This is a genomic window from Oceanobacillus salinisoli (assembly GCF_009733865.1).
In the GTDB taxonomy this organism is placed as follows: domain Bacteria; phylum Bacillota; class Bacilli; order Bacillales; family Amphibacillaceae; genus Oceanobacillus; species Oceanobacillus salinisoli.
Map to the genome: position 1 here is coordinate 1 of NZ_WOFB01000041.1, position 26,697 is coordinate 26,697.

22 protein-coding genes and 1 riboswitch are annotated in these 26,697 nt (G+C 37.0%); of the genes, 3 read left to right on the plus strand and 19 right to left on the minus strand.

The window, feature by feature from the left end:
• Positions 1–451 precede the first annotated feature (451 nt).
• The 16 genes from GMJ66_RS19250 to GMJ66_RS19320 form a co-directional block, all read right to left on the minus strand.
• Positions 452–673 (minus strand): DUF2187 family protein, encoded by a 222-nt coding sequence (locus GMJ66_RS19250; protein ID WP_156291942.1) that lies wholly within the window; start codon positions 671–673, stop codon positions 452–454.
• Between the two features lie 49 nt (positions 674–722).
• Positions 723–941, minus strand: coding sequence for a hypothetical protein (locus GMJ66_RS19255; protein WP_156291943.1), 219 nt, complete (start codon positions 939–941; stop codon positions 723–725).
• 138 nt (positions 942–1,079) lie between these two features.
• A riboswitch (cyclic di-GMP riboswitch) is annotated at positions 1,080–1,164 on the minus strand.
• 395 nt (positions 1,165–1,559) lie between these two features.
• Complete coding sequence (locus GMJ66_RS21265; RefSeq protein ID WP_407939250.1) at positions 1,560–1,676, minus strand: DUF3895 domain-containing protein; 117 nt, start codon at positions 1,674–1,676, stop codon at positions 1,560–1,562.
• A 50-nt stretch (positions 1,677–1,726) separates the two neighbouring features.
• Positions 1,727–2,104, minus strand: coding sequence for a flagellin N-terminal helical domain-containing protein (locus tag GMJ66_RS19265; RefSeq protein ID WP_269321894.1), 378 nt, complete (start codon positions 2,102–2,104; stop codon positions 1,727–1,729).
• 144 nt (positions 2,105–2,248) lie between these two features.
• Positions 2,249–2,815 (minus strand): flagellin, encoded by a 567-nt coding sequence (locus GMJ66_RS19270; protein WP_156291944.1) that lies wholly within the window; start codon positions 2,813–2,815, stop codon positions 2,249–2,251.
• A gap of 242 nt (positions 2,816–3,057) precedes the next feature.
• Positions 3,058–4,962 carry a polysaccharide pyruvyl transferase family protein gene (locus tag GMJ66_RS19275; RefSeq protein ID WP_156291945.1) on the minus strand — a complete coding sequence of 635 codons (1,905 nt, stop codon included), beginning with the start codon at positions 4,960–4,962 and terminating at the stop codon, positions 3,058–3,060.
• A complete protein-coding gene (locus tag GMJ66_RS19280) occupies positions 4,955–6,913 on the minus strand; it encodes a glycosyltransferase (protein ID WP_156291946.1) in 1,959 nt (652 codons plus the stop codon). Before GMJ66_RS19280 ends, GMJ66_RS19275 begins: the two co-directional genes overlap by 8 nt.
• A gap of 76 nt (positions 6,914–6,989) precedes the next feature.
• A complete protein-coding gene (locus tag GMJ66_RS19285) occupies positions 6,990–8,258 on the minus strand; it encodes a flagellin N-terminal helical domain-containing protein (RefSeq protein WP_156291947.1) in 1,269 nt (422 codons plus the stop codon).
• A gap of 323 nt (positions 8,259–8,581) precedes the next feature.
• Positions 8,582–10,003, minus strand: coding sequence for a YfcC family protein (locus tag GMJ66_RS19290; RefSeq protein WP_156291948.1), 1,422 nt, complete (start codon positions 10,001–10,003; stop codon positions 8,582–8,584).
• Between the two features lie 489 nt (positions 10,004–10,492).
• Positions 10,493–11,329 (minus strand): MurR/RpiR family transcriptional regulator, encoded by an 837-nt coding sequence (locus GMJ66_RS19295; protein WP_156291949.1) that lies wholly within the window; start codon positions 11,327–11,329, stop codon positions 10,493–10,495.
• A gap of 17 nt (positions 11,330–11,346) precedes the next feature.
• Positions 11,347–12,249, minus strand: coding sequence for an ROK family protein (locus GMJ66_RS19300; protein WP_156291950.1), 903 nt, complete (start codon positions 12,247–12,249; stop codon positions 11,347–11,349).
• Positions 12,250–12,321: 72 nt separating this feature from the next.
• A complete protein-coding gene (locus GMJ66_RS19305; protein WP_231514988.1) occupies positions 12,322–13,602 on the minus strand; it encodes a TRAP transporter large permease in 1,281 nt (426 codons plus the stop codon).
• Positions 13,603–14,070: a TRAP transporter small permease gene (locus tag GMJ66_RS20830; RefSeq protein WP_231514989.1), complete on the minus strand. Its 468-nt coding sequence runs from the start codon at positions 14,068–14,070 to the stop codon at positions 13,603–13,605.
• A 25-nt stretch (positions 14,071–14,095) separates the two neighbouring features.
• Positions 14,096–15,115, minus strand: coding sequence for a sialic acid TRAP transporter substrate-binding protein SiaP (locus tag GMJ66_RS19310; RefSeq protein WP_156291951.1), 1,020 nt, complete (start codon positions 15,113–15,115; stop codon positions 14,096–14,098).
• Positions 15,116–15,235: 120 nt separating this feature from the next.
• A complete protein-coding gene (locus tag GMJ66_RS19315; protein ID WP_156291952.1) occupies positions 15,236–16,102 on the minus strand; it encodes an N-acetylneuraminate lyase in 867 nt (288 codons plus the stop codon).
• Positions 16,103–16,117: 15 nt separating this feature from the next.
• A complete protein-coding gene (locus GMJ66_RS19320; protein WP_156291953.1) occupies positions 16,118–16,813 on the minus strand; it encodes an N-acetylmannosamine-6-phosphate 2-epimerase in 696 nt (231 codons plus the stop codon).
• Positions 16,814–17,102: 289 nt separating this feature from the next.
• Here GMJ66_RS19320 and GMJ66_RS19325 point away from each other — a divergent pair, with 289 nt between their 5' ends.
• Positions 17,103–19,520, plus strand: coding sequence for a sialidase family protein (locus GMJ66_RS19325; protein ID WP_156291954.1), 2,418 nt, complete (start codon positions 17,103–17,105; stop codon positions 19,518–19,520).
• A gap of 458 nt (positions 19,521–19,978) precedes the next feature.
• Here GMJ66_RS19325 and GMJ66_RS19330 read toward each other — a convergent pair whose 3' ends face one another.
• Complete coding sequence (locus GMJ66_RS19330; RefSeq protein WP_269321895.1) at positions 19,979–20,308, minus strand: RloB domain-containing protein; 330 nt, start codon at positions 20,306–20,308, stop codon at positions 19,979–19,981.
• A gap of 520 nt (positions 20,309–20,828) precedes the next feature.
• Between GMJ66_RS19330 and GMJ66_RS19335 the strand changes: the two genes are divergently transcribed.
• Positions 20,829–22,811, plus strand: a complete 1,983-nt coding sequence (locus tag GMJ66_RS19335; RefSeq protein ID WP_156291956.1) for a methyl-accepting chemotaxis protein — start codon at positions 20,829–20,831, stop codon at positions 22,809–22,811.
• Between the two features lie 447 nt (positions 22,812–23,258).
• On the opposite strand, the gene GMJ66_RS19340 is transcribed toward GMJ66_RS19335, so the two are convergent.
• Positions 23,259–23,906, minus strand: a complete 648-nt coding sequence (locus tag GMJ66_RS19340; RefSeq protein ID WP_156291957.1) for a YdcF family protein — start codon at positions 23,904–23,906, stop codon at positions 23,259–23,261.
• A gap of 641 nt (positions 23,907–24,547) precedes the next feature.
• Here GMJ66_RS19340 and proC point away from each other — a divergent pair.
• On the plus strand, positions 24,548–25,360 hold the full coding sequence (gene proC / locus GMJ66_RS19345) for a pyrroline-5-carboxylate reductase (protein WP_156291958.1): 813 nt from the start codon (positions 24,548–24,550) through the stop codon (positions 25,358–25,360).
• Positions 25,361–25,701: 341 nt separating this feature from the next.
• Here the strand turns inward: proC and GMJ66_RS19350 are convergent, their stop codons facing one another.
• On the minus strand, positions 25,702–26,697 hold the full coding sequence (locus GMJ66_RS19350) for a histidinol phosphate phosphatase domain-containing protein (protein WP_156291959.1): 996 nt from the start codon (positions 26,695–26,697) through the stop codon (positions 25,702–25,704).

Sequence of the window (26,697 nt, forward strand, 5' to 3'; positions counted from 1 at the left end):
TAACTTACTGGTTGTTTGTTCAGTTTTCAAAGAGCAAATCGTTGTCACTTTTCCAAAAGCGACTTTGTTAATATATCATATCGCAATCATCTTTGTCAATAACTAATTTTATAATTTCAAAGGTGTTTTTTCGAGACGGAATTATATTATATAATGTTCAACAACAAAAGTCAACAACTTTTTTTAACTTCTAAAAATGTTTCAATCGCCTTTGTTTTTGGCGACAAAAAGTATCATACCATCGCAGCACTTAAAAGTAAACACATTTTTACAATCCAATTTTATCCACTATATTCGCTTCAATATAATATAGGAATGTTATCTACTCCATTTCGTCTATTATTATATTTATGTACACTTTTTACTTCTATCTATGCATCAAAAGCCTTTAAGGCACACCCCACTTTAACTAAACTATATAAAGTGGGGATTCCATTAAGTTGCCTAGAGACTAATTATGCAACATAATCATATAATTCCCGTGCCTAACTACGGTATTGGGCAGTTCATAACCTAATGTTTTCGCGGATTCCTTTGATATTTCAACCAATACGCTAGCATCTCGTACTTGAAATACCTTTCCCTCATACTGGTTGTTCTTTCTATCAAAGATCACTTTATCACCTATACTCGCTTTGTTTTTCTTGATTGAGTTATGATTTGATTTTTCCATGCAACTATTCCCTTCAAAATAATAATGGTGTAGTAATGTTTCTGTCAGGTTAGGAAGTAATCTGCTGCCTGTATGCGATTTCAAGGTTTTGTAAACAGTTTAACCTAAATCCTTCGTCACACACAAAATCATTTAAAATGTCATTCTTTAATAATGAGTATATTTCCAGTAAATCACTTTCCACGGATAACTGCTCCTTGTTATACATTCCTATCCCTTTTAATATTTCTTCCCTAAAGTACTCCACAGTACCAAATAAAACGGTCACTCTAGGACATCCATCTTTCATGTATATTGTTTCATGTAAAAGTGCCATTTATTAACTAAAGGTAATGAAAAAAGTCCACTAAAAAGAAGAAAGTGGACAAATCTGCATAAATGGTTTCAAACAACCATTTGACCGACTTTTGGCAGTCCGACGATCTTAGTTTCATAACCTTAGACTCGTGACTTTGCGTCCTTATCTTTCAATAAGTTTGCCTTTTATATTTTTATAGTTAAATAGTAATACTTTTGGATTATATTTTCAATGTTTTTCGATAATATTTGACAAAAGGACTAATCGAGTTGTGTATTTCGATCTAGATGCTACATCTGGTGCCTGTTACTTCCCGAATTTTGTCGAATGGCGGAAGTGGCATTTATACCATTTTAGTTAACTGTAATACATTTCATTAAAATCGTTATATGGATGTGTAAGAAGATGTTTGAAGTATTTAAAAGAGAGTTTTTCTCTTTTTGTTGTTTTGGACTTGCTCGGTTTGGCTGGGTTATCGATCGATTCTGGTGGAGACTCGTGCGACTTGACTGACTTGCCATTCGATTTATAGCGTGCTTACATACAAATAACCCAAACAGTACCTGGCACCGTTTGGGTTATACTCATTTACAAAGAAAACTCCTTTAGCTGATAAACCCGATCTACTCCACCCTGTTTCCCTTGGAATTCAAGTACTCCCTGCTCACAAAGAATCTCGAGAAAGCTGCAGACATCCGGTAAGATTTTTAACCTTCCACTGGTGAACCTATCGTTTGGTGCATGATCATAAACAACTAAATGGTTATAGCAGGCAGAGCATCCATAAACTTTTGCAGTTCAGTGCTTGGTGTAGAAGAACTATTCCAGTTTAGTAGGCTTATTGTGTTAAACTCCGTATCCTCTGCAACTCGGTCAATTTCTTCCGTTAACTGTGAAATTTCTTCTTGTAATACTTCCTTATCTTTTCCAGCAAGTGCTCCATTACTTGCTTGAACACTTAGTTCCCTTTGGAGGATTTCATGAATCTCATTCAGTCCCCCCTCGGCAGTTTGAATGAGTGAAACCCCGTCCTGAATATTCCTTGAAGCTTGTTCCAATCCTCGAATTTGCCCTCGCATTTTTTCCGAAATAGTAAGTCCAGCTGCATCATCAGACGCACGATTAATACGCACCTGAAGTTAATTTTTCCAATGAATGCTGAACATTGGAGGTATTGCTAGTTAATTGCCGCAATGAATGGGAGTACAGCTGATGTTATGTGATATTTTCATATTTTTCGAAAACCCTGTCTTATATTTGATGATTTATTTTATCCATTACTGTAACAATTGCAGGACTTGCTCCCGATCCTGATTGACATGGGAAATCGTCGCCTGCTGTGCTTGGCTTAATAGCTGCATTTTAACCAGATTCATGCTTTCATTAGCCATGTCAGCATCTTGTATGCGACTAAGTGGTATTTCCTCTATTAATTCCAAATTAAAACCGATATGTTCCAAGCGGTTTTCCGTTGCCCCAACTGTTCCTAATTCATCAGAAATAAAGCTTTGTGTCTGATCAATCACTTCTAATCCTTTCTCAGCATCTTCATAGTTACGAACACAAATAACATTTGTATCCCGAAGCATATTATCAAATGAATCGATTTCCAGCTTAAAATTCTGACCGGAATTTGCACCAGTCTGGAAAGTAAAGGCGTTCGCTTCATAACCCCCCCCTTGTCTAACACGATAATTCACAGATAACTCATGATTCCCTGCATGAAGGGATAGCGTCTCATAATGCAACACAATTTTATTTTCCTGTAGAGAGTATTGATCTGCATTTAACCGATTACCATCAATAGTGACATAAAGACTTGTCGGGTCAATCTCTGCATCCATTAACCCATGACCTGACTCATGTTCACAGTAATTATTTTCTCACTATATTGTAAGGATTAAATTAATCTGACGAATAACAAGATATCCTGCAAAATCTTTTAAATTAAATAACTGAATTTTCTTGCAAAAATATAAAAATTGTCCCCTTACCAATTTAATATCTTGAACAGTTTGGGGACAGCAATTTATTTACAGTTCTCTAAACTTTACTTCAAAAATTAACTAGCTAAAACATTTAGTAGTCATTTATTATTAGTAATATTAGTTAGAACACTATTTTCTGGGTCGTACCCTGTTACTTCTTTAATATCTAAAATATCTCTTTGAGTTAATTGTTCTCTCCACTTATCAAGTGAATGTTTATTTACTTTAGGTAAAGGTAATGGTTTCTCCAGTTTTAGGAAGTTTTGTATAAGATTTAATTCCTTCTGTGTATCGGTAATTAATGCTTCGTATGACACAACATGTAATCTATCTCCCAATGTACTTTTTAACTCATTCATTTTTTCTCTGTGAGCATCCCACCTAAATGCACATTTTTTAGCAAGTGAAAGTTGTTCATATTTATGGACATTTTTTTTAGTTATCCCTAAAAATGGATTAGGAATAGGGAAATCTTTCCACTTCTTATGCCAATTTAATACACCTTGATGTTTAAACATACTAGCAATGGTACCAAAAGGATTACGCTGTATTCCAATAAATAATGCTTCAGGGAAAGCTTTAGCTAATTTTTCAGCAATCCATATGTTTGGATGGCTTTTATCGGCATAATGTTTTGGGAAAACCTTTGCATGCTCATTATGATATAAATCTACAACTTTTGGAAACAAAATCTGCTGATAATCCGAATTTAATGCCATCTGCGTTACCTTATCAAAGATTATTGGCTTTTCAACGGAAACATAAATGTCCGGGTGTGTTTCCAAAATATATCCGAGCCAATGTGTTCCTGAACGCCCCGAACCTAGAACAAATATTTTTTTTGGTGAATATCTATCGATAATAAATTTCTTATTATTCTTTCTAGCGTTTATTCTTTCAATAAATCGTTGGTATTCATTCATCCTATTTTGATTATCAGATAATAGCTGGTATATTTTTTCAAAACTTTGTTGAATTTCTGAGGCATATTTTTCTTGCATCTTAACAAAGGAATTAACAATATTTTTATAGTTTTCTTCAATTTGCTCTACTCTCTTTAATATTTTACCAGCATTGACTTCTGCAGTAGATATAGCAAAATTAGAGGAGTTAATAGATTCAGTAAAATCAAAACATTTTCCGCGATATGCTAAAGAAATAAATGGTTTATGCCTTGCTACAGAGAGAATATTTGCATGTAATTTAAAATTAATCGTAAGATCATAATTATCTATAAGCTTCGTTAGCCTTTTTGCGTCATAGACTTCTTGAATAGCTGTTAAGTTGTCGCTTGTAAATTTTGACAATAGCCGTCTTATTGAAGAAATATCGTCCTTCCAAATCGGATACAATGTCACATTATATCCCCAATTAAGAAGAATTTGTAATGTGATTTCCATTTGCTCCCGAACCACTTTTTCGTCGCCACCGAGTATGTTATTGTTCGATGTCCCCCAGTTTACCAAAACTTTTTTTGACCCCTTTTTGTTACCTACTTTCAAATTTCCATCTTGGCCATAAATTAAAGCCGGATCCCCTATCACCCTAATCTTAGACTCATCAACCCCACAATCAATCATTAATTTTTTTGTTATTGGACCACGTACAGATATATAATCCATTTTACTAGTTACTTCTAATAAAAGTTCTTTAGTATCTGATGACATAGTGGATTTACGGAAGTCTTTTTCCGTAAAATAGCCATCAATTCCTGTCCCCCATGAAACAACGGGAATATTTAGTTCTATGGCCTTTTTACATAACCTTAACCAATAAGGCAGGTGAAATAAAGACCCTCCTCCTAAAACGACTAAGTCATACGGTTCAAGTGTGTAATGATAATTTGGAATCGAAAAATAACCATCAATATTATACTCTACATTTGAGTCTTCTCGTTTAAGGTTTTCATAAAACTTTTGCTTAAATATTTCAAAGAGAACATCGTCCCCAACATTCCCTTCACCCAGCCAACCCAAATACAAAATATTTTTCACCTTATTCATTTTCTTGCACCTTCTTTACATTTGAAATTATAAAATTGGAGTCAGGAAAATAATAACTTGCTCTCATAGTAATATTTTCCAAACGTTTATAATCATCTACTTTATTACATATCAATATGAATTTTTCATATATTCTGTAATTGTTAGGATTTAAATTTAGAGCGTCTTCAAAGAATTTCATAGATAATTTATACTGTTCTAATTCATTTAAACATTCTCCCATTCTTGTTAGAATATTGCTTAAGTTTTCAGTAGAAATGGTATATCCATGTTCAAGATATTTATTATATACCTCTAATGATAACTCATACTTTTCATAAAAAAATAAAAGATCTGCAATTTCATTAAGTTTTTTTTCTGACACAAAATCTAATAAATAAATGATTTTATCCGTATGGCCAATTTTTATATATTGTTTTATAATATTAAGAACTTCATAGTAATCTTCTTCCAACAATTCTATAGTATTTTCATTAAGCATTTTTTCAATTATTCTTCTTAAGGAGGGCTTTACATAGTCTTTCAACTCTTTTATCACTTCCTTTTTATCGGATAGTTCAGCCGAAATCAAACAAAATATTGCTGTTTCATGTTCAAATGTATTTAAGTATAACCTCTTAAATTTCTCTGCAGAGCTATTGTATTGACCTTTTAAAAGTTCTATATATGTTGATTCTTTACTGAGGAATTTTTGTTGTTCATTAGTTAAATAGTTGAAAAATTGCTCTGACAAAGAGAAGCTATTAATTTGCAGAGATGTATGTAGTAGTGTTAATATCTCCTTTACATCTTTATAATTATAAATGTTACTTAAAAACTTCACTATATCTTCACTAGACTCATATCTGTTTAAAATACTAATTAGTTCTTTTAAGGAATGTAAGGCATATCGGTCAATCTTTAAAACTTCTACATAACTTTCTATACTTTTATGGAGTTGGTTAGTACGATAAAGTAAACTTCCTAAAGAATGATAAACATCTTTTAACTGAGCTAATGTTTTAGATTGAGAATTAAAGGCATTTTCTAGATTTTTTAGCCCCATATTATACGCATCTATAGCATCGAAGTATCTTTCTTCCTTTTTTAATAAATTTCCCAAATAAAAATAAAAGTCTGGATAACTTGGGTTAGTCTCAATCGCTGCATTTATTATATTTAATATTTCCTTCCTAGAATAATTCAATTTTGACATGTAATTAATTATATTAATATAGTTTTTTTCTTTTACTCCAAGCAAAGTGACATTATCATTTTCTATCACTTTAACGGCATATAAAAGTGCCTCATCTATTCTACCAGCCATTGCTAGCGACTCCGATATGTAAAAACATGTATTACTGTCATTAGGTTTTTCCTCAAGTTCGGAAAACAAAAGCTTTAGATTTCTTTCCGCCTTATTTTTCTCTACTCTGTCTTCTATAGAATAACCTGTATGAAATATTTGTATATATTTACTTGCATCAAGTCTTTTCCCTTTGTATCCATCATGACCTTTTCTTGAAAGAATTTCATGTATAGCTCCAACATAATGAATATCAGGAATTCGTCTGAAGATTCGATTAGTAGGGGTAGAATTCATAACCAAATTATTTGCTTTGTCATAATTTATTAATAAGCTAGTTATAAAGTCAACTTGTTTATTGTTAGCTTCTTTAATTGCTAGGGGAATATAATTAATACTTTCCTTCGTGACATATTCATCAGCATCTAAAAAGATAATCCACTCTCCTGTTGCTTTAGAAATTGCATAATTTCGAGCTTTTGAGAAATCATCTATCCATTTAAAATAAAAGACCTTTGCACCTAATTCTTTTGCAATAGAAGTAGTATTGTCTGAGGAACCAGTATCAACAACAACTACTTCACATGTAAGAGGTTGAACACTTTTAATACATTTGGCAATATTCTTTTCTTCATTTTTAGTTATAACACATACAGAAAAATTCATACCATACTTCCTTTCGAGGTTCTATTGAATATAATAAAAAGAGAGCAAAAGGATTGCTCTCTTTTTAACTTTCATTCTATTGAAGAAGTTGTAGCACGCCTTGAGGCTGTTGATTTGCTTGAGCAAGCATTGATTGCGCTGCTTGAGTCAAGATATTGTTTTTCGTGAACTCCATCATTTCTTTAGCCATATCAACGTCACGGACACGTGATTCTGCTGCAGTTAAGTTTTCAGCAGAAGTTCCAAGATTATTAATTGTATGGTTTAAACGATTTTGCACAGCACCAAGTTGTGAACGTTGTTCAGAAACAGATTCTAGCGCATCATTAATTGTGGTAATTGCAGCATCAGCAGTACTTTGTGATGAAATATCAACTCCACCAATATCTACTTTTGTCCCTGCTGTTAATGCAGTATTTGATTCTAATACATTTTCTCCATCACTATTTGTAAATGTTTTACCACCATCAGATGTAGTTGCCACAACATTTCCTTTGCTATCTAGAAGACCTTGGGATGAATCATACGTATATTCTCCTGCTTGTAACCCTTGATTATCTGCACTAACAGAAGCTTCTGCAGTTGTACCACCATCAGAAATTGTAACAGTTCCACTTGTTAAAGCTGCCCCGAAGTCTAAAGTATCATCAGTTGTTGAAAGAGTAAAGGTTTGTCCAGTTGAACTTGTAGCAACTGTGCTTCCACTTTCATCTACTAAATTATAAGTCGAACCATCGAAGCTTATTGTATATTCACCATCAGCAAAATCAGCATCAGTAGTATTAGTGCCCTCAGCAAAAGTTCCTGAGAGAGCAGCCATATCAGTGGTACCTTCACCTACAACACCAAGGTCATACGCACGCATATCCCCTATACTTAGTGATAAGTTTTGACCCTCATTTGCACCAATATGGAATGTTCCTTCGAAAGACCCATCTAATAAACTTTGGGTATTGAACTCTGTAGTTTCACCAATACGCGACAATTCTTTTGAAAGTTCATCTACTTCAGCTTGTAATTTTTCACGATCACTTGCTGTATTTGTATCGTTGGCAGATTGTGTAGCTAATTCACGCATACGTTGAAGGATTGCATGAGATTCATTCAACGCACCTTCAGCTGTTTGAATTAAAGAAATACCATCTTGCGCATTTCGTTCAGCCATTTCTAGACCACGAATTTGTCCACGCATTTTTTCAGAGATTGCTAGACCTGCTGCATCGTCAGCTGCTTTATTAATACGAAGACCTGAAGAAAGTTTCTCCAATGAATTTTGTCCTGCAGATTGGTTTGCTCCTAGTTGGCGATGTGCGTTAAGAGCTGAAATATTGTGATTGATAATCATGTTTTCCTTACCTCCATGTAAGTGTATTTTATTTTTTGCGAGTCACATCCTTGTGTCCCGCATGTATATAACAACTCTATTTTAGAGTTATTACCAAGATTAGTATAAAGCTCTCATCCTAAGAACTTTGTAAAACTTTTGGAGTATACACTCCGTAACGTTAAGGCCTTAACTGAATCATCTTCCTTGATGATTACATAATTTATATCGGCGGTTTTCGATAATGTTTAACACTTTTTCTAAAAAACTTTTAAAAATATTTTTGCCCTCAACAAACTACTATTATACTTGCAGATTTCTTATCAGTTAAAGAAACCTTTCTATTAAAACGGCCCCCAATTTATCATAACACCGATAACTAAAGTAACGATCGCAATCCCCAGCCAAATGAGGAATAACGGAAATACCCATTTCAACCACTTCATATATGGGACCTTAGCCACAGCAAGACTTGCCATCAGAATACCAGACGTTGGGAAAATCAGGTTCGTCAGCCCATCCCCAAATTGATAGGCCTGTACGGCTACCTGTCTTGTGACCCCAACCATATCTGCCAACGGGGTCAACAATGGCATAGCAATCATCGCCTGACCACTTCCGGAGTTCACCAAAAAGTTTAAAATTCCATTAGATACAAACATTCCAATAGCCGATAATACGGGTGCTAAGTTTTCCAATGGAACCGATAGCGCATAGACAATCGTATCGATAATCGCTCCATCTTCCAAAATGACAATCACTGACCTTGCCACCCCGACTACCAGTGCACCATATACGAGATTACTCGTTCCTGTCAGAAAGTGACCAGCAAGTGTGTTATAATGCATTCCCGCAATAATACCAGCACCTAAGGAAATAAAGATGAAAAATGCTGACATATGATTAATCGTCCAGCCCAATTGAATGGAACCATAAACAAAAAATCCTAAACATAACACAACGAAGGTCAACAACAGCTTATGTCTCGTTGTAAATGGCGCATCTAACTCATTTTCCTCATTAGAATCTTCATAAACTCCCATAAGACTTTGACTCGGATCTGCCAAGATTTTCTTCGCATAACGCCAAATGTACCAAATGGTAACCGATAAAATAACCACAAAAACAATAATTCGTAATACCATTCCTGAGAATAGTGGCAAATCAGCAATCCCTTGGGCTATACCCACTGTGTAAGGATTAATGAAACCAACACTAAACCCCACAAAATTGGCACCAAAGGTAATGGCAGCAGCAACAATTGGATCGAGCTTTAATGCCCTAGCAATTACCACACCTACCACAACAAAAGCCATCACTGCATTGGCCACAGCACCAATTGCCCCCACTAAAGCAAATATCGTCGAAACGACCGCAATCAACCAAAATTCATTATTCCGAGTCAGCCTAACTGCCCGATTAATAACACCTCTTAACGCTCCCGAACGTTCAATAATTTCAAACATACCACCTGCAAACAATACAAGAAAGATAATATCAGCAGATTCAATCATCCCTGTTTGAATGGCATTAAATATATCTAGTATTCCCAGTGTTTCCCCTTCAGTTTGCTGATACGTATCAGGAATCACTCTCTCTACTCCATCAACAGTTTCCCTCTCGAATGTTCCAGAGGGTACTATAAATGTAGCAACAAAACCAGCCAGCAAAACAAAAAACAATATAACGTATGTGTCTGGCATCTCCCATTTGGATTTCTTTGATTGTGTAGACTCCCTGTTGTTTTCATCCTTCTGATTCTTCATCGTAACCCCCCAAATAAAATTTAGTAACACCATTTTCTGATATATAAATCAATAGATTAAAATATCAGAAAATACCGTTAAATATAGTTTACTATTATAGCTTAAATCAAATTAATTTCAAGGGCAGTTCCAGGGAGGTGCCTGTCACTTCCCGAATTTTGTCGAAAAAATAGAACAGTTGCAACTAAGAACTGTTCTATCACTTACTTAACTAATTCGAACTTTCTAAAATTCAGCTATAAACTTCTCTAATTTTGAACCAATTTTGTTAACACTTACTACTTCGACTATAGTATTAGTACTTATAGATACTTTCGGCATTCTTCCCGGATTTTGTCGAACAGCCAATGTCCCCACAATGAAGAAGGAAAAAGGTTGAAATTCTATTCTTCGTTACACACTACAAAAAACTTCATGTGATTCGGAACATTAATTAGAAAGCAGCTAGTTGCATTCTTACAAGCAAAACTTTCGGTTGCCTACAGGTCATCAATATAGTTTACTCGCCGTATTCTTCGTAATCTCCATCTTAACTTTCTCTGCCTCTTTATAATTCTTAATCGTCAGTCCCGTACATATTAAATCAATCAAAAACAGCTGAGCGATTTTGGATACTAAAGACCCACTATCCAATGGGCTTTCCTTTGCAGAAGATAGTAAAACATAATCTGCAAATTTGGTGAGTGGTGATTTAATATAATTGGTTAGGACGATTATTGTAGCTTTTCGGTCTTTCGCAATTTTCACGGCATCAATGATATCCTTTGTGCTTCCTGTTAGACTAATGGCAACGACTACCGTATTCTGATTCATCGATGAGCTTCGCATCACTTGAAAATGTGGATCTGTATACGCACTCACATGTTTTCCAACACGCATTAACCGTGTCTCCATATCCAGAGCCGCGATACCTGATGAGCCGACACCAAAGATGACAATATCGTCGGAAGAATCGATGGCATCAATAGTATGCTGCAACATTTCTGTATCCACAATTTCATACGAATCCTCGACAGCATGAACGATATTATTTTTTATTTTTTCCACATATGTATTCTCGTGATTCTGTTCTTCATTGACTGAAATTTCTTGGGCAAATAAAAATTTAAAGTCCTGAAAGCCTTTAAATCCAAGCTTTCGGAAAAATCTTAGTACCGTAGCTTCTGCAACCCCGCTTGATTCTGACAGTTCCGTTAATGAATGGTAGAGCACCTGCTGTTTATTGGATTGAATATAATCATAGATTTTATGCTCCGATTTTGTAAAACTAGGTTTGTATTGTTCCATTAATATAGAAGCTTTTACTCCCTTTTGCTGGTTTTTCATCATTCAAACCTCTTTCTTTACTGAATATATTTATTCGAATAATGCTTAACAGCACCTAACAAATTAGCCTTATTGCCGAACATAGCCATCTTGACTTGTAATTTTCTTGAATGATTGGGCATGACCTTTTTATAAAGTGACGTCTTTATTGCATCTAATAGAAAATCTCCTTGCTCTGATATCCCACCACCAATGATAATTAATTCCGGATTTAACAGATGGACAACGGATTTTAGCCCATTCGTCAAATCTTCTACCCATTGATGAAAAAGCTCGAGCATTTCCTCCCGACCATCCCTAAGAAAGTCAAAGAATTCTCTTAAGTCCATTTTACTTCCAAATTTCTCTTGTACCAAATCCTGTAATGCTTTACTTGAAGCATATTGCTCGTAGCACCCTTCATTTCCGCATGTGCATGTCTTTCCTCCGGGATGTAAACTAATATGTCCAATTTCTCCAGCAGAAAAAGTCGAACCTGTATATAACTCGTTACGTAGAAAAAGGGCACCGCCAATTCCTGTTCCGATGGTAACACAAAGAAAATCTTCTGTCCCTTTCGCAGCACCCAGCCAATGTTCACCAAGTGCTGTACAGTTCACATCGTTTTCCACACTTACCTTTAATCCTGTAGCTAAACCAACTTCCCTGAAAATATCCAATCCCGAATACCCTGGAATATTATCAGTAGCATGGACGACGAATCCATTATCCGAATCGATTTGTCCAGCTGTACTGATGGATATACCACTTATGTCCCAATCGTTTTGTAATTGTTTCGTTTTTTCAATTACTCTATGGATAAGGGCTTCTCCTCCCTGAAGTACGTCAGAAGGAAAGGAGTCACTCATATGTATTTCTCCATTCAAACTTGCCACACCATACTTAATGGCAGTCCCTCCAATGTCAAAAACTGCAATCATCTCTCTTACTCCTCTACACTTATGTTAAAAAGAGAAAAACCAGTAATGGCTTTTCTCTTCCGTATTGACTAATTATAGACTCAGTATAGTCGGTAAAAATAGAACCAATTGCGGGAAGATCGTAATGATGATCAAGGTAATGAATAATGGAATCCAGAATGGGATAACCCCTTTCGTAATAACATGAATTGGTATATTTCCTACCTTGGATACAACAAACAATGCCATTCCCATTGGTGGTGTTAATATTCCAATCATTAGATTCAGGATTACGATAATACCAAAATGCACTGGATCAACTCCCGCAGCTAAAATGACTGGTACTAGAATTGGGATAACTAATATTAACAGTGCTAATGATTCAATGAATGTACCTAAGAAAATCAGTAATAAGTTAATCAATAATAGTAATATAATTGGATTTTCCGATACAGATAAGAAATAATCTGCTATCGTAATGGCTATTTGTTCATGTGCAATCATTTGTCCAAAGAATTCAACAGCCATAACCATTAATACCGCTACACCAGTTAATTTTAACGAATCTACAACATTATGATAGAAAGATTTCAGTGTCAGTTCACGATATACAAAAAAACCTAAAAACATAGCATAAATTACTGCAATAACAGCTGCTTCCGTTGGGGTAAACAGACCTGAAAAAATGCCGCCAATAATGATAATAGGTGTTAATAATGCCCAAAATGCCCTTTTAAAATGATATACCCGCTCTTTAAATGTAGCTTTTTCATCTTTAGGAAAACCACGTTTTTTTGCAAATCCATAGGCAACAATCATTAAGCTTCCAGCCATAATAATACCTGGAACAACACCTGCTAAGAACAATTTTGCAATCGATTGATCGGAAATGACCCCATAAAGAATTAATGGAATACTCGGTGGAATAATCGGCCCAATAATGGCAGAAGCTGCAGTTAGTCCACCAGCATAGTCATCATCGTATTTCCCATCACGCATAGACTTTATTTCTAATTGACCAAGACCACCAGCATCGGCTAAGGCAGACCCAGACATCCCGGAAAACATTAAGCTTGCCATAATATTGACATGACCTAATCCACCCATAAAATGCCCAACTAATGACTTGGCAAAATCAAAGATACGAGCAGTAATCCCCGAGGAATTCATTAATGTTCCTGTCAATATAAAGAAAGGTACCGCAAGCAAAGAAAATGTATCTAGGCTGTCCACCAATTTAGCACCAGAAAAGAAAACCAAGCTCCAATCATTGGTGATGAAATAAACGAATGTAGCAATTAATAATGTGAAACCAACCGGCATTCCTAAGAATAATAGTGTGATCCATAAGATTAATATTAGAAATACATCCATTTATTCCACCTCCTTCTTATGCTTGATATCTTTTATATTCTTCTCTATTAATCTATAAAGCATAAGCAAGGATAGAATTGGCAATGCCATATACATGTACACATACGATATATTCAAGGAAACAATTTCCACTGGGAATTTTCTCATCGCCATTTCAAAGCCAATATATCCCAATAAGATAAGTACACCCGCCATCATTACTTGAAAAATATAATGTACGATAATCCTTACTTTCACTGGTAATTTTTCAAAAAAGAATTCAATTCTTACATGACCATCACTTTTGATTTCTGAGGAGATAGCAAAATAAGCGACATATACAAATAGGAATCTAGCAAGCTGCTCCGACCATGTGATCGGAGCATCCAAAACTTGTCTAGAGAAAATTTGTGTGGCCAATACAATCAAAACTGCGATTAACAAGGAAGCGCCAATAATCTCCTCTATATTACGAAAGAATTTTTTCATGTTTATTCACCTAATATCGATAAATTTAACGTGCATCTTCTATTTCTTGTAAGTAAACCTCACCATCCCCTTCAATATCTTCTAAATATTTAGGATATGCTTCGGATACTGCTTCTCTAAACTCATCAAGGTTAGGTTCCGTAACCTTCACGCCTTCTTCTTCAAATTTCGCAACTAATTCAGCCTCTTCTTGTTCGAAAAGCTCAGTATGGTGTACTGCAGCCTGATCAAGTCCATCATGTAAGATTGTTTGTAAATCTTCTGGAAGGGATTCCCAAGTATCTTTGCTCACTACGTAGTTTGCATCATTTACTACATGATTCGTTAAAGCAAGATATTCCTGTACTTCATAAAATTTCTGAGCATCAATGGTGGACAGTGGATTTTCCTGCCCGTCCACCGCATTGGTTTGTAGTGCTAAATAAACTTCTGTAAATGCCATTGGTGTTGCAGATGCTCCAGTATATTCAGCATAATCCAGTAATGTATCCGCTTCCGGAACACGTAATTTTAAGCCCTTCATATCACTTAGCTCTTCTATTGGACGATTGGAAGTGGTTTGACGGGTACCATTATAAGCCGTTGCAGCAACTTTCCAATTATGCTCATTTAAAAGTTCTTCGTGTAAATCTTGTCCATATTCCGTCTCGTAGATGGCACGATGCAAGTGATCAAAGTCATCTACAATATACGGAAGACCTAACAAGGATGCACGCGGAACCCAAATTCCAAAGCGGCCGGTTTCTGCTAGGGTAATATCCAGCGTACTTTCTCTCACTTGCTCCAGCATCGCTCTGTCATCACCAAGCTGTGAATCTGGGTATAACTTGATAGTAAGACGCCCATCACTTTCCTCTTCCACATAATCAGCAAGAAGTTCCGCTGCCTGATACTCATTCTGTGCTGTTCCGGCTACCATGCCAAATTTCAACTCAAAACTTTCTCCTTCAGAACCGGATGATGAAACAGACTCTTCACCAGAACAAGCTGCTAACCCAAGTACTAACAGAATCAATGCGCTTAACATAAAGATTTGTTTTCTCATAACCTAACCCCTCTTTTTAAATTTTTATTTTTTTCTAACTTATTAGAAAACACTGTACCACTGCGATTATAAGTTGTCAATATATTTTAAAAAATGATTAATAATTATCATTGACAGAACTTACAAGTAGGTATCCGCAATCTCCCTTGCCTTTAATACTCCTTCTTCTGATAGGGCTTTCATTGGTTTTCTGCAAAAACCCGCAGAAATTCCTTTATATTTCAAAATTTCCTTAATGGTTTGATACAGACCATTATCTAAAATTGCGGAGATTAAATCATTACTGACTTTTTGTAATTCTCTAGCTTCATCTATCTTTCCTTTTTGAGCCAATTCAAAAATTTGCTTAGCTCTTTGTCCATTAACATTAAATGTACTTCCAATCGCTCCATCCACATTCAGCACACTCGCAGAAAGCAGCATTTCATCAAAACCGGAATAAATAAATTTCTCAGGGTATGCATGGCGAAGTCGTTCCAATAAGAAAAAGTCTGGAGCTGTAAATTTCACCCCAATTACTTTTTCATTTTCAAATAGTTCTCCAAACTGCTCCAGATTCATATTGACTCCTGTTAATGCTGGAATCGAATAAATAATGAAATCATTATCTACACTATCTAAAATCGTAAAATAATAATCTTTTATCTCTTCAAAGTCAAACTTATAGTAGAATGGGGTCACCGCAGAAATAGCATCATAGTTTAAGTCCGTAGCAAATTTTGCTAGATTCACCGCCTCATCAACATTAAGGGAACCGACCTGTGCTATCAGTTTGACAGAATCCCCCGCTTCATCCTTCACAATTTCAAAAATCCGCTTTTTTTGCTCCGTAGAAATTAGAAAATTTTCCCCTGTACTTCCATTTACATACAACCCATCGATTTTAGAAACATCGATATTATATCTGACAATTTCTCTAAGCCCTTTTTCATCGATGTTTCCCTGCTCATCAAATGAACACATCAATGCTGAAAATAAACCTTTCATTCATACCATCTCCTCTTACTTTATTATTTCTTCCGTTGCTTCATTTACAGCCATGGCAAACTTCCTAGTAATGACTTGTGGGCGTGTAATAGCACTGCCGACGACAACAGCGTGTGCCCCTAACTGAAGTGCTCTTTTCGCTTTCTCAGGAGTATCAAAATTCCCTTCTGCAATAACCGGAATAGAGACTTTATCCAGTATTTCTTCCAAAACAAGTAACGGGACAGATTCTATAGAGTAAGGTGTATACCCTGCTAAAGTGGGAGCTACAATGTCCATTCCAGCCTGTTCAGCATATACTGCCTCTTCTACTGTGGATACATCTCCCATAAATAGCTGATCCGGATATGATTGTTTAATTCTACTAAAAAAAACATCAAAACTTTCTCCATTTGGTCTGATTTGTTTGGTAGCATCCATTGCAATGATGTCAACACCTTCCCTATAGAGTTCATCCACCTCAGATTTAGTAGGTGTGATAAAAACATCACTATCCGAAAAATCCTTTTTAATGATTCCGATAATAGGTAGATCTACTTCCCTCTTAATCGCTTGGATATCTCTTACGGTATTTGCACGAATTCCAGCTGCCCCACCTTGCTTTGCTGCCAGGGCCATTTTCCCCATAATATAATCGTCATGTAACGGCTCATCCTCCAAAGCCTGACAGGAAACAATTAATTTCCTGTAAATCTTATCTATTGTCGTCATATAAAATCTCCTTATCCCCTCATTTACAACATCCAAAATATAAAACGCTTTCAACAACCAAACTATATCATTTTGATTGTTTACTGTCAATATATTATTTAAAAATGATAACATTATTTCATAAATGATAACTAATTTTCATTCCAAATAAACATTTGACAACAGATTATGATTATGTTATTGTTTTCAATGATTTATGAATTTTAAATAAATTACAAAAAGGAGGGGTTTTACAGGAGATTTGAACGAGATTATATAAACTTTTAATTTGAATAAAGGAGGATTTTAGATGAAAAGAATAGTACTCGTGTTATTTGCAATCGTCATTACTCTTGGAACGATACCTATTGAAAGTAAAGGACATGCTGAAGCCTCTTCAGAACATCCTGAACCAATCATTCGTGTAGAAAATGAAACGATTGGCAATGGGTATTTTACGGATTTAAACGATGAAATTGACCATCTACAACAATTAGATGAGGGAACCATTATTGTCCGGTTTCGCTATACCGGTTCCTCGATAATGTCTCTGTTTTCTTTAAGTAACAGTCAACTGTTTGATGGTCATTTTCATTTGTATATCTCCCCTTCCGCTGTAGGAAGTGAAAACCGCTATTCCAAACCTGGAGAGTCTAAAGAAAATATTCATGTATCAGCGTCTGCAAACTTGGAAAAAGGGAATGTATACACACTTGCAATGGTCGCAAGTAAAGACGAAGGATACAAATACTTCTTGGATGGGGAACTAATTAAAGAGGATGCGGATTCCCCCAAAAAATTTCTAAGCAATATTTACAGTCCAGATAGTGCACAATTAGGACGTACAGAAAGAGCTAGCGGCGGAAATCCATATGAATTTAGTGGCGATATTGACTTTGCAGAGATTTACAGCGAGCCACTTTCAAACGAAATATTGGCAGCGATTACAGGGGCAACTGCACAGGAGCCTCTAATCCATCCAATGCCGGAAGAAGCATTTGTCACAGAGCCATTTAATGTCTTCTACCCAGGATTCATGGATTCCAATAACTATCGTATTCCTGCATTGCTTTACACAGAAAAAGGCACACTCATCGCAGGGATAGACCGCCGTGTAGAAAGTGGCGCAGACTCGCCAAACAATATTGATGCCGTCATTCGCAGAAGTTTTGACGACGGTACGACCTGGGAAGAGGACGGTATTGTTATCAATGACTACCCAGATCAAGCATCCAATATTGACCTCGCCTTATTACAGGATCAATTAAATGAAAGAATTCTTGCGTTAGTCGATGGTTTCCCGCATGGCGCCGGGTTGATGGGTGGATTTGGTGTTAATTCATTAAAAGGCACTGGTTTTAAAACGATAGATGGAGAAAAATATATGTTCCTAACAGATGGAGATGAAAAGGAATATACGATTAGGGAAGAAGGAACAGTATATGATGATGCAGGAGATGCAACATCATACACGGTAGATGACAAGAGAAATTTATATCTTAATGGAGAAAAGATAGATAATATATTTAGTGAAACTTCTCCTTTAAAACCTTTTAAAACATCCTATTTAGAGTTATATGTCAGTGACGATGAGGGAGAAACATGGTCAGGAACGATTGATCTAAATGACGAAGTAAAAGAAGAGTGGATGGCATTCCTTGGAACAGGACCAGGAAATGGAATTCAGCTAACTCAAGGTAAACATGAAGGAAGACTTGTATTCCCAGTATATTTCCTAAACGATAATTACAAGCAAGCGAGTGCCGTAATCTACAGTGATGATAATGGTCAAACTTGGCATCGCGGAGAATCGCCAAATGAAGGAAGAATTGTAGAAAATGGGCAAGTCATTCATGAGAAAGACTTTAACGACAGCCAATATGAAGTGACAGAGGCACAAGTGGTAGAAATGCCTGATGGACAATTAAAGATGTTTATGAGAAACCACTCAGGATATGCCCAAATTGCAACAAGTTTTGATGGTGGTGAAACGTGGGATTCTGAAGTAGTAACCGAAGAAGCGTTAGTTGCTCCTTACAGCCAAATGTCGGCTATCCGTTACAATGGACAAATTGACGATAAGGAAGCAGTCATCTTCTCCAGCGCCAACGACCATGTAAGCCGTGTCAATGGTACTATAAGAATCGGTTTGATTGAAGAGGACGGTACTCATGATAATGGACGTACCAAATATACATTTGACTGGAAATATGAGCAGCTCGTGAAAGAAGGAGCATATGGCTATTCCAGTTTAACTAACCTATCCAACGGAGATATTGGCTTATTCTATGAGGGAACAGCCAATACCGTTATGGATTTCATTAAGTTTAATGTAGATTACCTAAAATGGGATAAATATAAGGAACCCCCTTTACCTGAAATAGAATCCTTTAACGTTATTTCTAAAACACCAGATGTTTATCGTCCCGGGGACACAGTACAATTGGAAGTCGTTTTTGATGACTACGTTCTTTTAATGGCTAATAGACAACTTATCACCGAAATAGGCGGAGCGAATGTTCCATTTTACCTAGTGGAGCAAATGGGAACAAACCGTTTCATCTTTGAAGGTGAATTACCGGAATTACCTCCAAGATCATACGAATTGAATGCAAGGTTTGATGAAGGTCTGAGAATTTACAATGTGTATGGACAGACATTGGAGGAAGATATTCAACTTACCGATAGTATTCGTGTTGCGGCAAGTGGGAATGGAGGAACAAAATAGGCAGTACAAAGAGGTGTGATCCTTTTATCGGTGCCTGTTACTTCCCGGATTTTGTCGAATGGTTTCATAGCGCCCCCTTCTTTTTATCCAGAATGTTTCTGTGGTCTTTAAAAAGCAAAAGACCGAATCGTGCTTCTGTACGATTCGGTCTCTATAAGTAAACAGAAACAAAACCTTTTAGCTAATTACAATGATCTGTAACAGGGTTCCCATGGGATTTTCAGATAGTCCACCTTGTTTACTTGACATGTTTATATAATTTCTATTCTACATCGCTTTCAACTATCTTTCATTCGAGTAACTAATAAACCGATATTAGAACCTAATGAATCAAACATTTCAGGAAGTCTTTGTTCAAACATTGCTTCTTGTTCTACAGCTAAATCTATCCTATCTTTAAACCTTGTAAACTTAATATTTCTTTTATTATATCCACCAAGTCTATTTGATAATTCCTTCTATATATATCTTTTATTTTTATTTACATTCTTATTTTCTAATAATTCCTTTTTATCATAGTCCTCTATTTCGGGTAAATGAAGCAGTAACCAAAACTCAATTTTGGCGTTTGTAAATCCTATATGAATTCCTTCTTCCTCACACTTTTGATAAACTTTATCAAATTGCTCAGCACTAAAATTTCCAGGATCTCTATCAAGAACCAACCAAAGTTCATCTATATCTTCATCGTAATTTACCAAAGGGTGATCACTTTTTTCTGTATTTTCCATTATTCTTAGAAACTCATTTAATAAATGCAGCGGATGACTATCAGTTATTTTGTTCATCTCTGCCAACAACAACAATATCTATAAGGGGGTAAATATCTAATTCTTTTCTTATAGTTAAAAATACCATTAAAATAATCTTCTTCCGCCTTACTACCTTCAAATGAAAAAAATTCCCTTTTAGGTAACATTTCAACGTTTATATTCGACCTAACACCGAAAGACTTTGGCACACGAAAATTAATTTCCTTCATTGTCATTACCTACATATGAATCGAAATTTTTAAAAACAGGAACTGCTCCATATCTCCCCTCTAATTAATCTTTCTCTATTTTCTTATCATAACGGACTTTAAAATTGTCCAAAGAATATAAAATAGAACTATAATCTTTTTTCCTCTCTACAAACCATTTCATCTCTGCGCAAAAGCTAAAGATCAGGTAAACTTGATTCATGAGTTATAATTATTAATTGATTCTTTAGCATCCATACCCACTAAATCCATACTAAATTTTCCCATAACACTGCCGATATAAAAGGATATGTACTTGCAACCAGAATTAAGAAAAGGGGTTTAAAATGAAGAAATTATTCAGACAAAACAGCATCAACCAAAAACTTTTAACCATTATTTTGGCAATTACGATTTTATCTTTAACCGTTACGGTGGCGGTTATTTACATGACAACGGATCGTGGATTTGAGAAGCTGGTGACAAACCAGCAATCCGAAATCGAGCATACGGTACAAACACAGTTTGATAAAGTCGCAGCAGATCTTCAGGAGCTAACGGAAATGTATGCCAGCAATCCTGAAATCATTGCAACTTATCAGACAGATAACAGGGATGAAATGGAGGATTCCATCCAAACTATCTATTCCCAACTGGAGCAGGAGCATCAGCTGAATGTATTTGAACTTGGAGATACGACAGGGGCGGTACTACTCCGTGGGCATAACCCGGAAAAATTTGGAGATGACAAAAGTGATTTACCAGCCATTCAGAAAGCATTAAATGGAGACCTTGCATCCGGATTTGAATTTGGCAGCAGCGGGCTGTCGGTTCGTGCTTTTGCCCCAATTATCGATCAAAATGAGGTCATTGGAACACTGCAAACCGGTGTCGATGATTCTTTTCTCGATGAACTGCAAAACATGCTCCAAGGTGTAACCATTGATTTATATAATAATGAAGGGGAAATTGTTGTCTCTTCTGACGAGTCACATGTTGGAAATACAATCGGAAATCACTCCTGGCTAGACACTATACAAAATGGAGAAAGTGTATCCAGACAGAACGGCGGAATATTGTCATCCTACATACCAATGTTTGATCCGACAAATACAGAAATTATTGGAATGATTGGCATTAGCCAGGACATTTCCGTTATCACGGATACAAAAGAACAAATCGTTTCCATTTCCCTCATTATTCTGGCGGTAACGGTTGTCATTACGGCGATTCTTGCCATTATCTTTAGCCGTTCGATTTCCAAGCCGATCAAACAAGCGGCAGGTTACATGCTTGAATTTTCCAAAGGGAACTTGAAAACAGATATAAAAGATGTAAAGCGACACGATGAAATCGGTAAATTAATGGAATGCATGAAAACGATGCAAAGCAACCTGGTGAATACGATGTCCAGTGTTACAGCAGCTTCCAATGATGTCGCAGCACATAGTGAAGAGCTGACACAAGCAGCTGGTGAAGTATCCTCCGGGTCTGAGCAAATCGCCCGCACCATGGAGGAAATTTCCAGTGGAACGGAATCACAAGCAAATGCCGCTGGAGAACTGGCCACCTCCATGGGGAATTTTTCAGGAAAAGTTCAGGATGCCAATGAAAAAGGAGAACAGATGAAACAATCCTCCCTGGAAGTAACTAATATGGTCAGTCAGGGACAAAAAATGATGGCGTCTTCCAGTAATCAAATGCAGAAAATTGATGATATGATCCGGGAATCCGTAACGAAAATGAACAACCTGGCTACACAATCCAAACAAATTTCCAATCTCGTATCCATAATTGATAATGTTGCAGACCAAACGAATTTACTGGCACTTAATGCAGCAATTGAAGCAGCGCGGGCAGGAGAGCATGGCAAGGGATTTGCGGTTGTTGCCGATGAGGTAAGAAAGCTTGCAGAACAAGTCTCCACATCTGTCGGGGAAATCACCCAAGTTGTTGATACGATTCAATCCGAGTCCCAAGGTGTCTCAAACTCACTGCGCGAAGGATATGAAGAAGTAGAAATTGGAACGGACCAGATCCGTACAACGGCAAATACCTTTGAAGACATCCATGCTGCGATTTCTAAGATGACAGAAAACATTCATGTAATTACTGATACCTTGTCCACCATTACAGCAGAAAGCGAGGAAATGAACAGCACCATCCAGGAAATCTCAGCAACTGCTGAAGAATCAGCAGCCGGCATTGAACAAACATCTGCCACCGCCCAGCAGTCAAGCGGATCGATGGAAGAAGTTGCAGGAAGCTCCGAGGAATTGGCTAAATTGGCTGAACGGTTGAATGAATTGGTGCGGAGATTTGAAGTGTAATAAGATTTGAGGAAGCAAGAGCATGTTGGAGTGCTCTTGCTTTTTTTGGTTGGAGAGGATGGAGGATCGTTTTTCGATGGTGCTCGCTCGATTCTTGCTTCGCGCCGCTCGTTCTTCGGTGGTGCTCGCTCGTATTTATATTTTCGTATTATGTATCAATATACAACTGAAGTGGTTAGCTGAAAAAGATAGAACACGGGTATTTTATTAGCAGCTCGACGAAGCCCTCCCATAGCAATAATGGTCCAGGAAGAATGGTCTTACTAAATTAACAGGCTATATCTGAACAGCCCTTAACACCCTCTTTTCAGCACGCTCTGTTCAAGTACGGTAGGGATCTTACTCCTTCATCTTCACCCATTTCTTTCCTCACAACTCACATCAAAACAAGGTTCTATCTATCCGACAAACTTCGACAAAATCCGGGAAGTGACAGGCACCACCGCTTCATGACTCCCTCTCCATCTGAAATTGTTCCAGAAATAAGTAGTGCATAAATTTCAAGTATTCCGTTGCAACACGCTGTATATCCTCCCTATTGTTATACCAACCGCTTGCCTGAAAAGGATCATAGGGAGTAGGCGCAGAATAAATTTCTACATCCAAATCCTCTAACGCTTTATTAAAAATGACTTTAGCCCGCTGTGAATGAAACTTTGAAGTCACAAGGATGATAGTATCCATATCCAGTCGGTCTTCTAAATAATCTGCAATGGCTAAAGCTTCATCTTTCGTGCTTTGAGCATCGCCGGGGAGAATCCTAATATCATCTTCTACGACCCCTGATTCGACTAACACATTTTTGCTATTTTCTGTATCACCAATAATCGTTATTCCTCTACGCTGCAATTCTTCTCCACCTGTAATATGGGAGCGCACCATAAGTATACTGTCGGCCTTACCTTGTCCATAGAGGTCAGCAGCTCCAAGCGCCCGGTCAGCCACACTTCCCATCAACAGCACAATAACAGCATGATCCACATCTTCTATATTATCCTCAGCTACTAGTAACTCTCCACCAAAGCGAAAAAATACAATGGCAACAGCAGCTACTAGAATCATAGATATAATGAACAAACGAATTCTCTTTTTCAAAATAGCCTCCTTGTTTTTGCCGTGGAACAAGTTCTAAATAGTTCCACATTTTACAAATATCTTATCATACAGAAGAAAAAGCAACAGTAACTTGATTGTACTAATTCGTTCGGGACGTAAAGCCATTTCTACGGGACCCTTTAACTGATTCCGCGCTCGTCCGGTCACGTAGAACCTTTCTACGTGACCTTTCAAGTGATTCACAAGCCCATTCAGGCACCTAGAGCCTCTCTACGTTACATTTCAAGTATTTCACAAGCTCACTCGGGCACCTAGAACCTCCCTACGTACCCTTTCAAGTCATTCACAACTACATTCGGGCACCTAGAATCAAATCCCAAGCAAGTTAAGTTAAAGGATCCAAAATCCCTTCAACCCTCTTTACCCTCCACCAGTTTTTTAGTTATCCAAACAATATTAAGAACTAATCTTTTCCACCTGTCTTCAATCCATCAGCTCCTCCTCATCCCAATATTCATATATCAATATAGAATCTATGTATTATCCCTCTCCTTGCCCCGTCACTTTGACTACGGCCTTTATGCACCTCTTTTACAAAAATCCCCTTGAACTCTCATATCTACATGTTATGATTAATTATTGGATTATTATCATAACTACCATAGGAGCGTATTAAATTAATGAATAAGAAAATTGCATTTTTAGGTGCAGGAAATATGGCTGAAGCAATTATTTCAGGATTTATTCAATCCGGAAAAGTAAAACCGGAAAATATTATTGTTTCAAACCGGCGCAATCGGGAACGGTTGAACGAATTAGAAGAAAAGTACCATATTAAATCAGTAACGAAAGACAAACTTGATTACAAAGCAGTCGACCTATTTATCCTTGCAATGAAACCTAAGGACATAGATGTTGTACTGGAAGAATTACAAGGTAAAATCACAGCCAATCAATTACTGATTTCTTTACTTGCAGGCACCACTACATCTTATATAGAAAATAATTTAAACGAGCGACAGCAGGTAATTCGGGCCATGCCAAACACGTCCAGTATGGTTCAGGAATCAGCGACTGCTATATCCCCAGGAAAATATGTAGCGATGGATCAAGTGCTTCTTGCTAAGGAGTTGATGAAGTGCATTGGAGAAGCTTATATTATTGATGAAGAAATGATGGATATTTATACCGGAATCGCAGGAAGTGGCCCTGCTTACTTCTATAATTTAATGGAGCATATGGAAGAAGTCGGACACCAAGCGGGACTGGACCGCGCTCTAGTGCGAAAAATTGGAGCACAAACACTCTATGGAGCTGCAAAGATGTTGTTAAACCGTGATGAATCACCTTCTAAACTCAGAGAAAATATCACATCACCAAACGGCACCACTGCAGCCGGACTAGAAGCGTTCGACCGATTCGGTGGTGGAAGAGCCATTGAAGAAGCCATCAAAAGTGCAGCCGCCCGCTCCAAACAACTAAGCAAAATGTAATAGGTACCTGTCACTTCCCGAAATTTGTCAAATGGGAGTCGGTCACCCCACAAAGGGATGGGGCGGCTCTCGTGCTCCCGTTACTAAGGGGGATTGATACCGGGAATTAACAGGAACTATGAAGTAATCAAAATCATGATTCAGTTTGTGTGTTCTAAAGGATGTTGAAATCGCGTGAAACCGGGATTAATACGCGCGAACCTGGAGCTAAATCGCGCGGCACCATTCAGATATCGCGCGAGCCCAGAATTAAACGCGCGCCATCCAACCGAATTCGCGCGAACCCAGTACCAAACCGTGCACCACCATACCAAAGTCGCGCAGCACTCCCCCCATTCCCCTTACTCCATCGGGATCGTATATCGTTTTCGTTTAGTGAAGCCAACTATATTTTCATAGCTGTACTTTTTCAACATGTTTGCTGCTTGATCCAAGTTTGTTCCTAAATCATCGGGATAATGCGAATCGGATGATAATGTCATTGGTATTTCATAGTTTGCCAGTGTTTGCAAATAAGTGGAACTTGGGCAGGCTTCCTTGATTGGATAACGATAGGATAATCCGGTATTGACTTCAGAAGCCGTATCGTGTTTTTTTAACATCGAAGCAACCATTTCATAACTATCCTTAAGCACCCCCTCATCCGGTCGATAGGAGAACACTTTCAAATTATCGAGGTGTGCTAGGATATCAAATAACCCGGATTCAATGGCTTGGCAAACATAACTAGTATGGGTTTTATATAAATCCAGTAGGTTTCCCTCTTCAAATAAATAGGCAGCCTCTGGATTATCAAACCCCCAACCGTCTACAAAATGCACAGAGCCAATAACGTAATCCCACGGTTTATTTTCGATAAGTCTTTCCAATTCTTCCTCACCATTTGGGAAAAAGTCTGCTTCGATTCCTAGTTTTAATGTCACTCCATGCTTTTCCCACTTTTCTTTTTGGGATTGAATACTTTCAATAAATTGCTCGATGGACGGGATGACTGCGACTTGATTCAGCCATTTTTGCTGCATGTCTCCAAACTTATCTCCCTCCAGGTGTATATGCTTTTTATAATAATCCATTGTATCCTGAAATCGATATAAGTGATCGACAATCCCGACTTCTTTTAAACCAAGCTGTTTAGCCCTTTGCAAATATAGGTCCAGCCAGCCATCCGAATAACATCCATCCTCCACTCGGCTGTTTAACTGTTTTAATAATTGCTTTGCCGAGGAAAGAGAATGATCTTTCTCCTTTTGAAAATATTCTAAGGCCTTTGCAGTACGTGCAATCCAGTTTGGAGAATAAGGCCCTTCTTCTAAATGAACATGGTAATCAATTTTCAT

Coding starts and splice junctions, on each gene's coding strand:
- GMJ66_RS19250 (WP_156291942.1), bottom strand. CDS start 673: ATGGAAAAATCAAATCATAACTCAATCAAGAAAAACAAAGCGAGTATA.
- GMJ66_RS19270 (WP_156291944.1), bottom strand. CDS start 2,815: ATGGATGCAGAGATTGACCCGACAAGTCTTTATGTCACTATTGATGGT.
- GMJ66_RS19275 (WP_156291945.1), bottom strand. CDS start 4,962: ATGAATAAGGTGAAAAATATTTTGTATTTGGGTTGGCTGGGTGAAGGG.
- GMJ66_RS19280 (WP_156291946.1), bottom strand. CDS start 6,913: ATGAATTTTTCTGTATGTGTTATAACTAAAAATGAAGAAAAGAATATT.
- GMJ66_RS19285 (WP_156291947.1), bottom strand. CDS start 8,258: ATGATTATCAATCACAATATTTCAGCTCTTAACGCACATCGCCAACTA.
- GMJ66_RS19290 (WP_156291948.1), bottom strand. CDS start 10,003: ATGAAGAATCAGAAGGATGAAAACAACAGGGAGTCTACACAATCAAAG.
- GMJ66_RS19295 (WP_156291949.1), bottom strand. CDS start 11,329: ATGAAAAACCAGCAAAAGGGAGTAAAAGCTTCTATATTAATGGAACAA.
- GMJ66_RS19300 (WP_156291950.1), bottom strand. CDS start 12,249: ATGATTGCAGTTTTTGACATTGGAGGGACTGCCATTAAGTATGGTGTG.
- GMJ66_RS19305 (WP_231514988.1), bottom strand. CDS start 13,602: ATGGATGTATTTCTAATATTAATCTTATGGATCACACTATTATTCTTA.
- GMJ66_RS20830 (WP_231514989.1), bottom strand. CDS start 14,070: ATGAAAAAATTCTTTCGTAATATAGAGGAGATTATTGGCGCTTCCTTG.
- GMJ66_RS19310 (WP_156291951.1), bottom strand. CDS start 15,115: ATGAGAAAACAAATCTTTATGTTAAGCGCATTGATTCTGTTAGTACTT.
- GMJ66_RS19315 (WP_156291952.1), bottom strand. CDS start 16,102: ATGAAAGGTTTATTTTCAGCATTGATGTGTTCATTTGATGAGCAGGGA.
- GMJ66_RS19320 (WP_156291953.1), bottom strand. CDS start 16,813: ATGACGACAATAGATAAGATTTACAGGAAATTAATTGTTTCCTGTCAG.
- GMJ66_RS19325 (WP_156291954.1), top strand. CDS start 17,103: ATGAAAAGAATAGTACTCGTGTTATTTGCAATCGTCATTACTCTTGGA.
- GMJ66_RS19330 (WP_269321895.1), bottom strand. CDS start 20,308: ATGAACAAAATAACTGATAGTCATCCGCTGCATTTATTAAATGAGTTT.
- GMJ66_RS19335 (WP_156291956.1), top strand. CDS start 20,829: ATGAAGAAATTATTCAGACAAAACAGCATCAACCAAAAACTTTTAACC.
- proC (WP_156291958.1), top strand. CDS start 24,548: ATGAATAAGAAAATTGCATTTTTAGGTGCAGGAAATATGGCTGAAGCA.
- GMJ66_RS19350 (WP_156291959.1), bottom strand. CDS start 26,697: ATGAAAATTGATTACCATGTTCATTTAGAAGAAGGGCCTTATTCTCCA.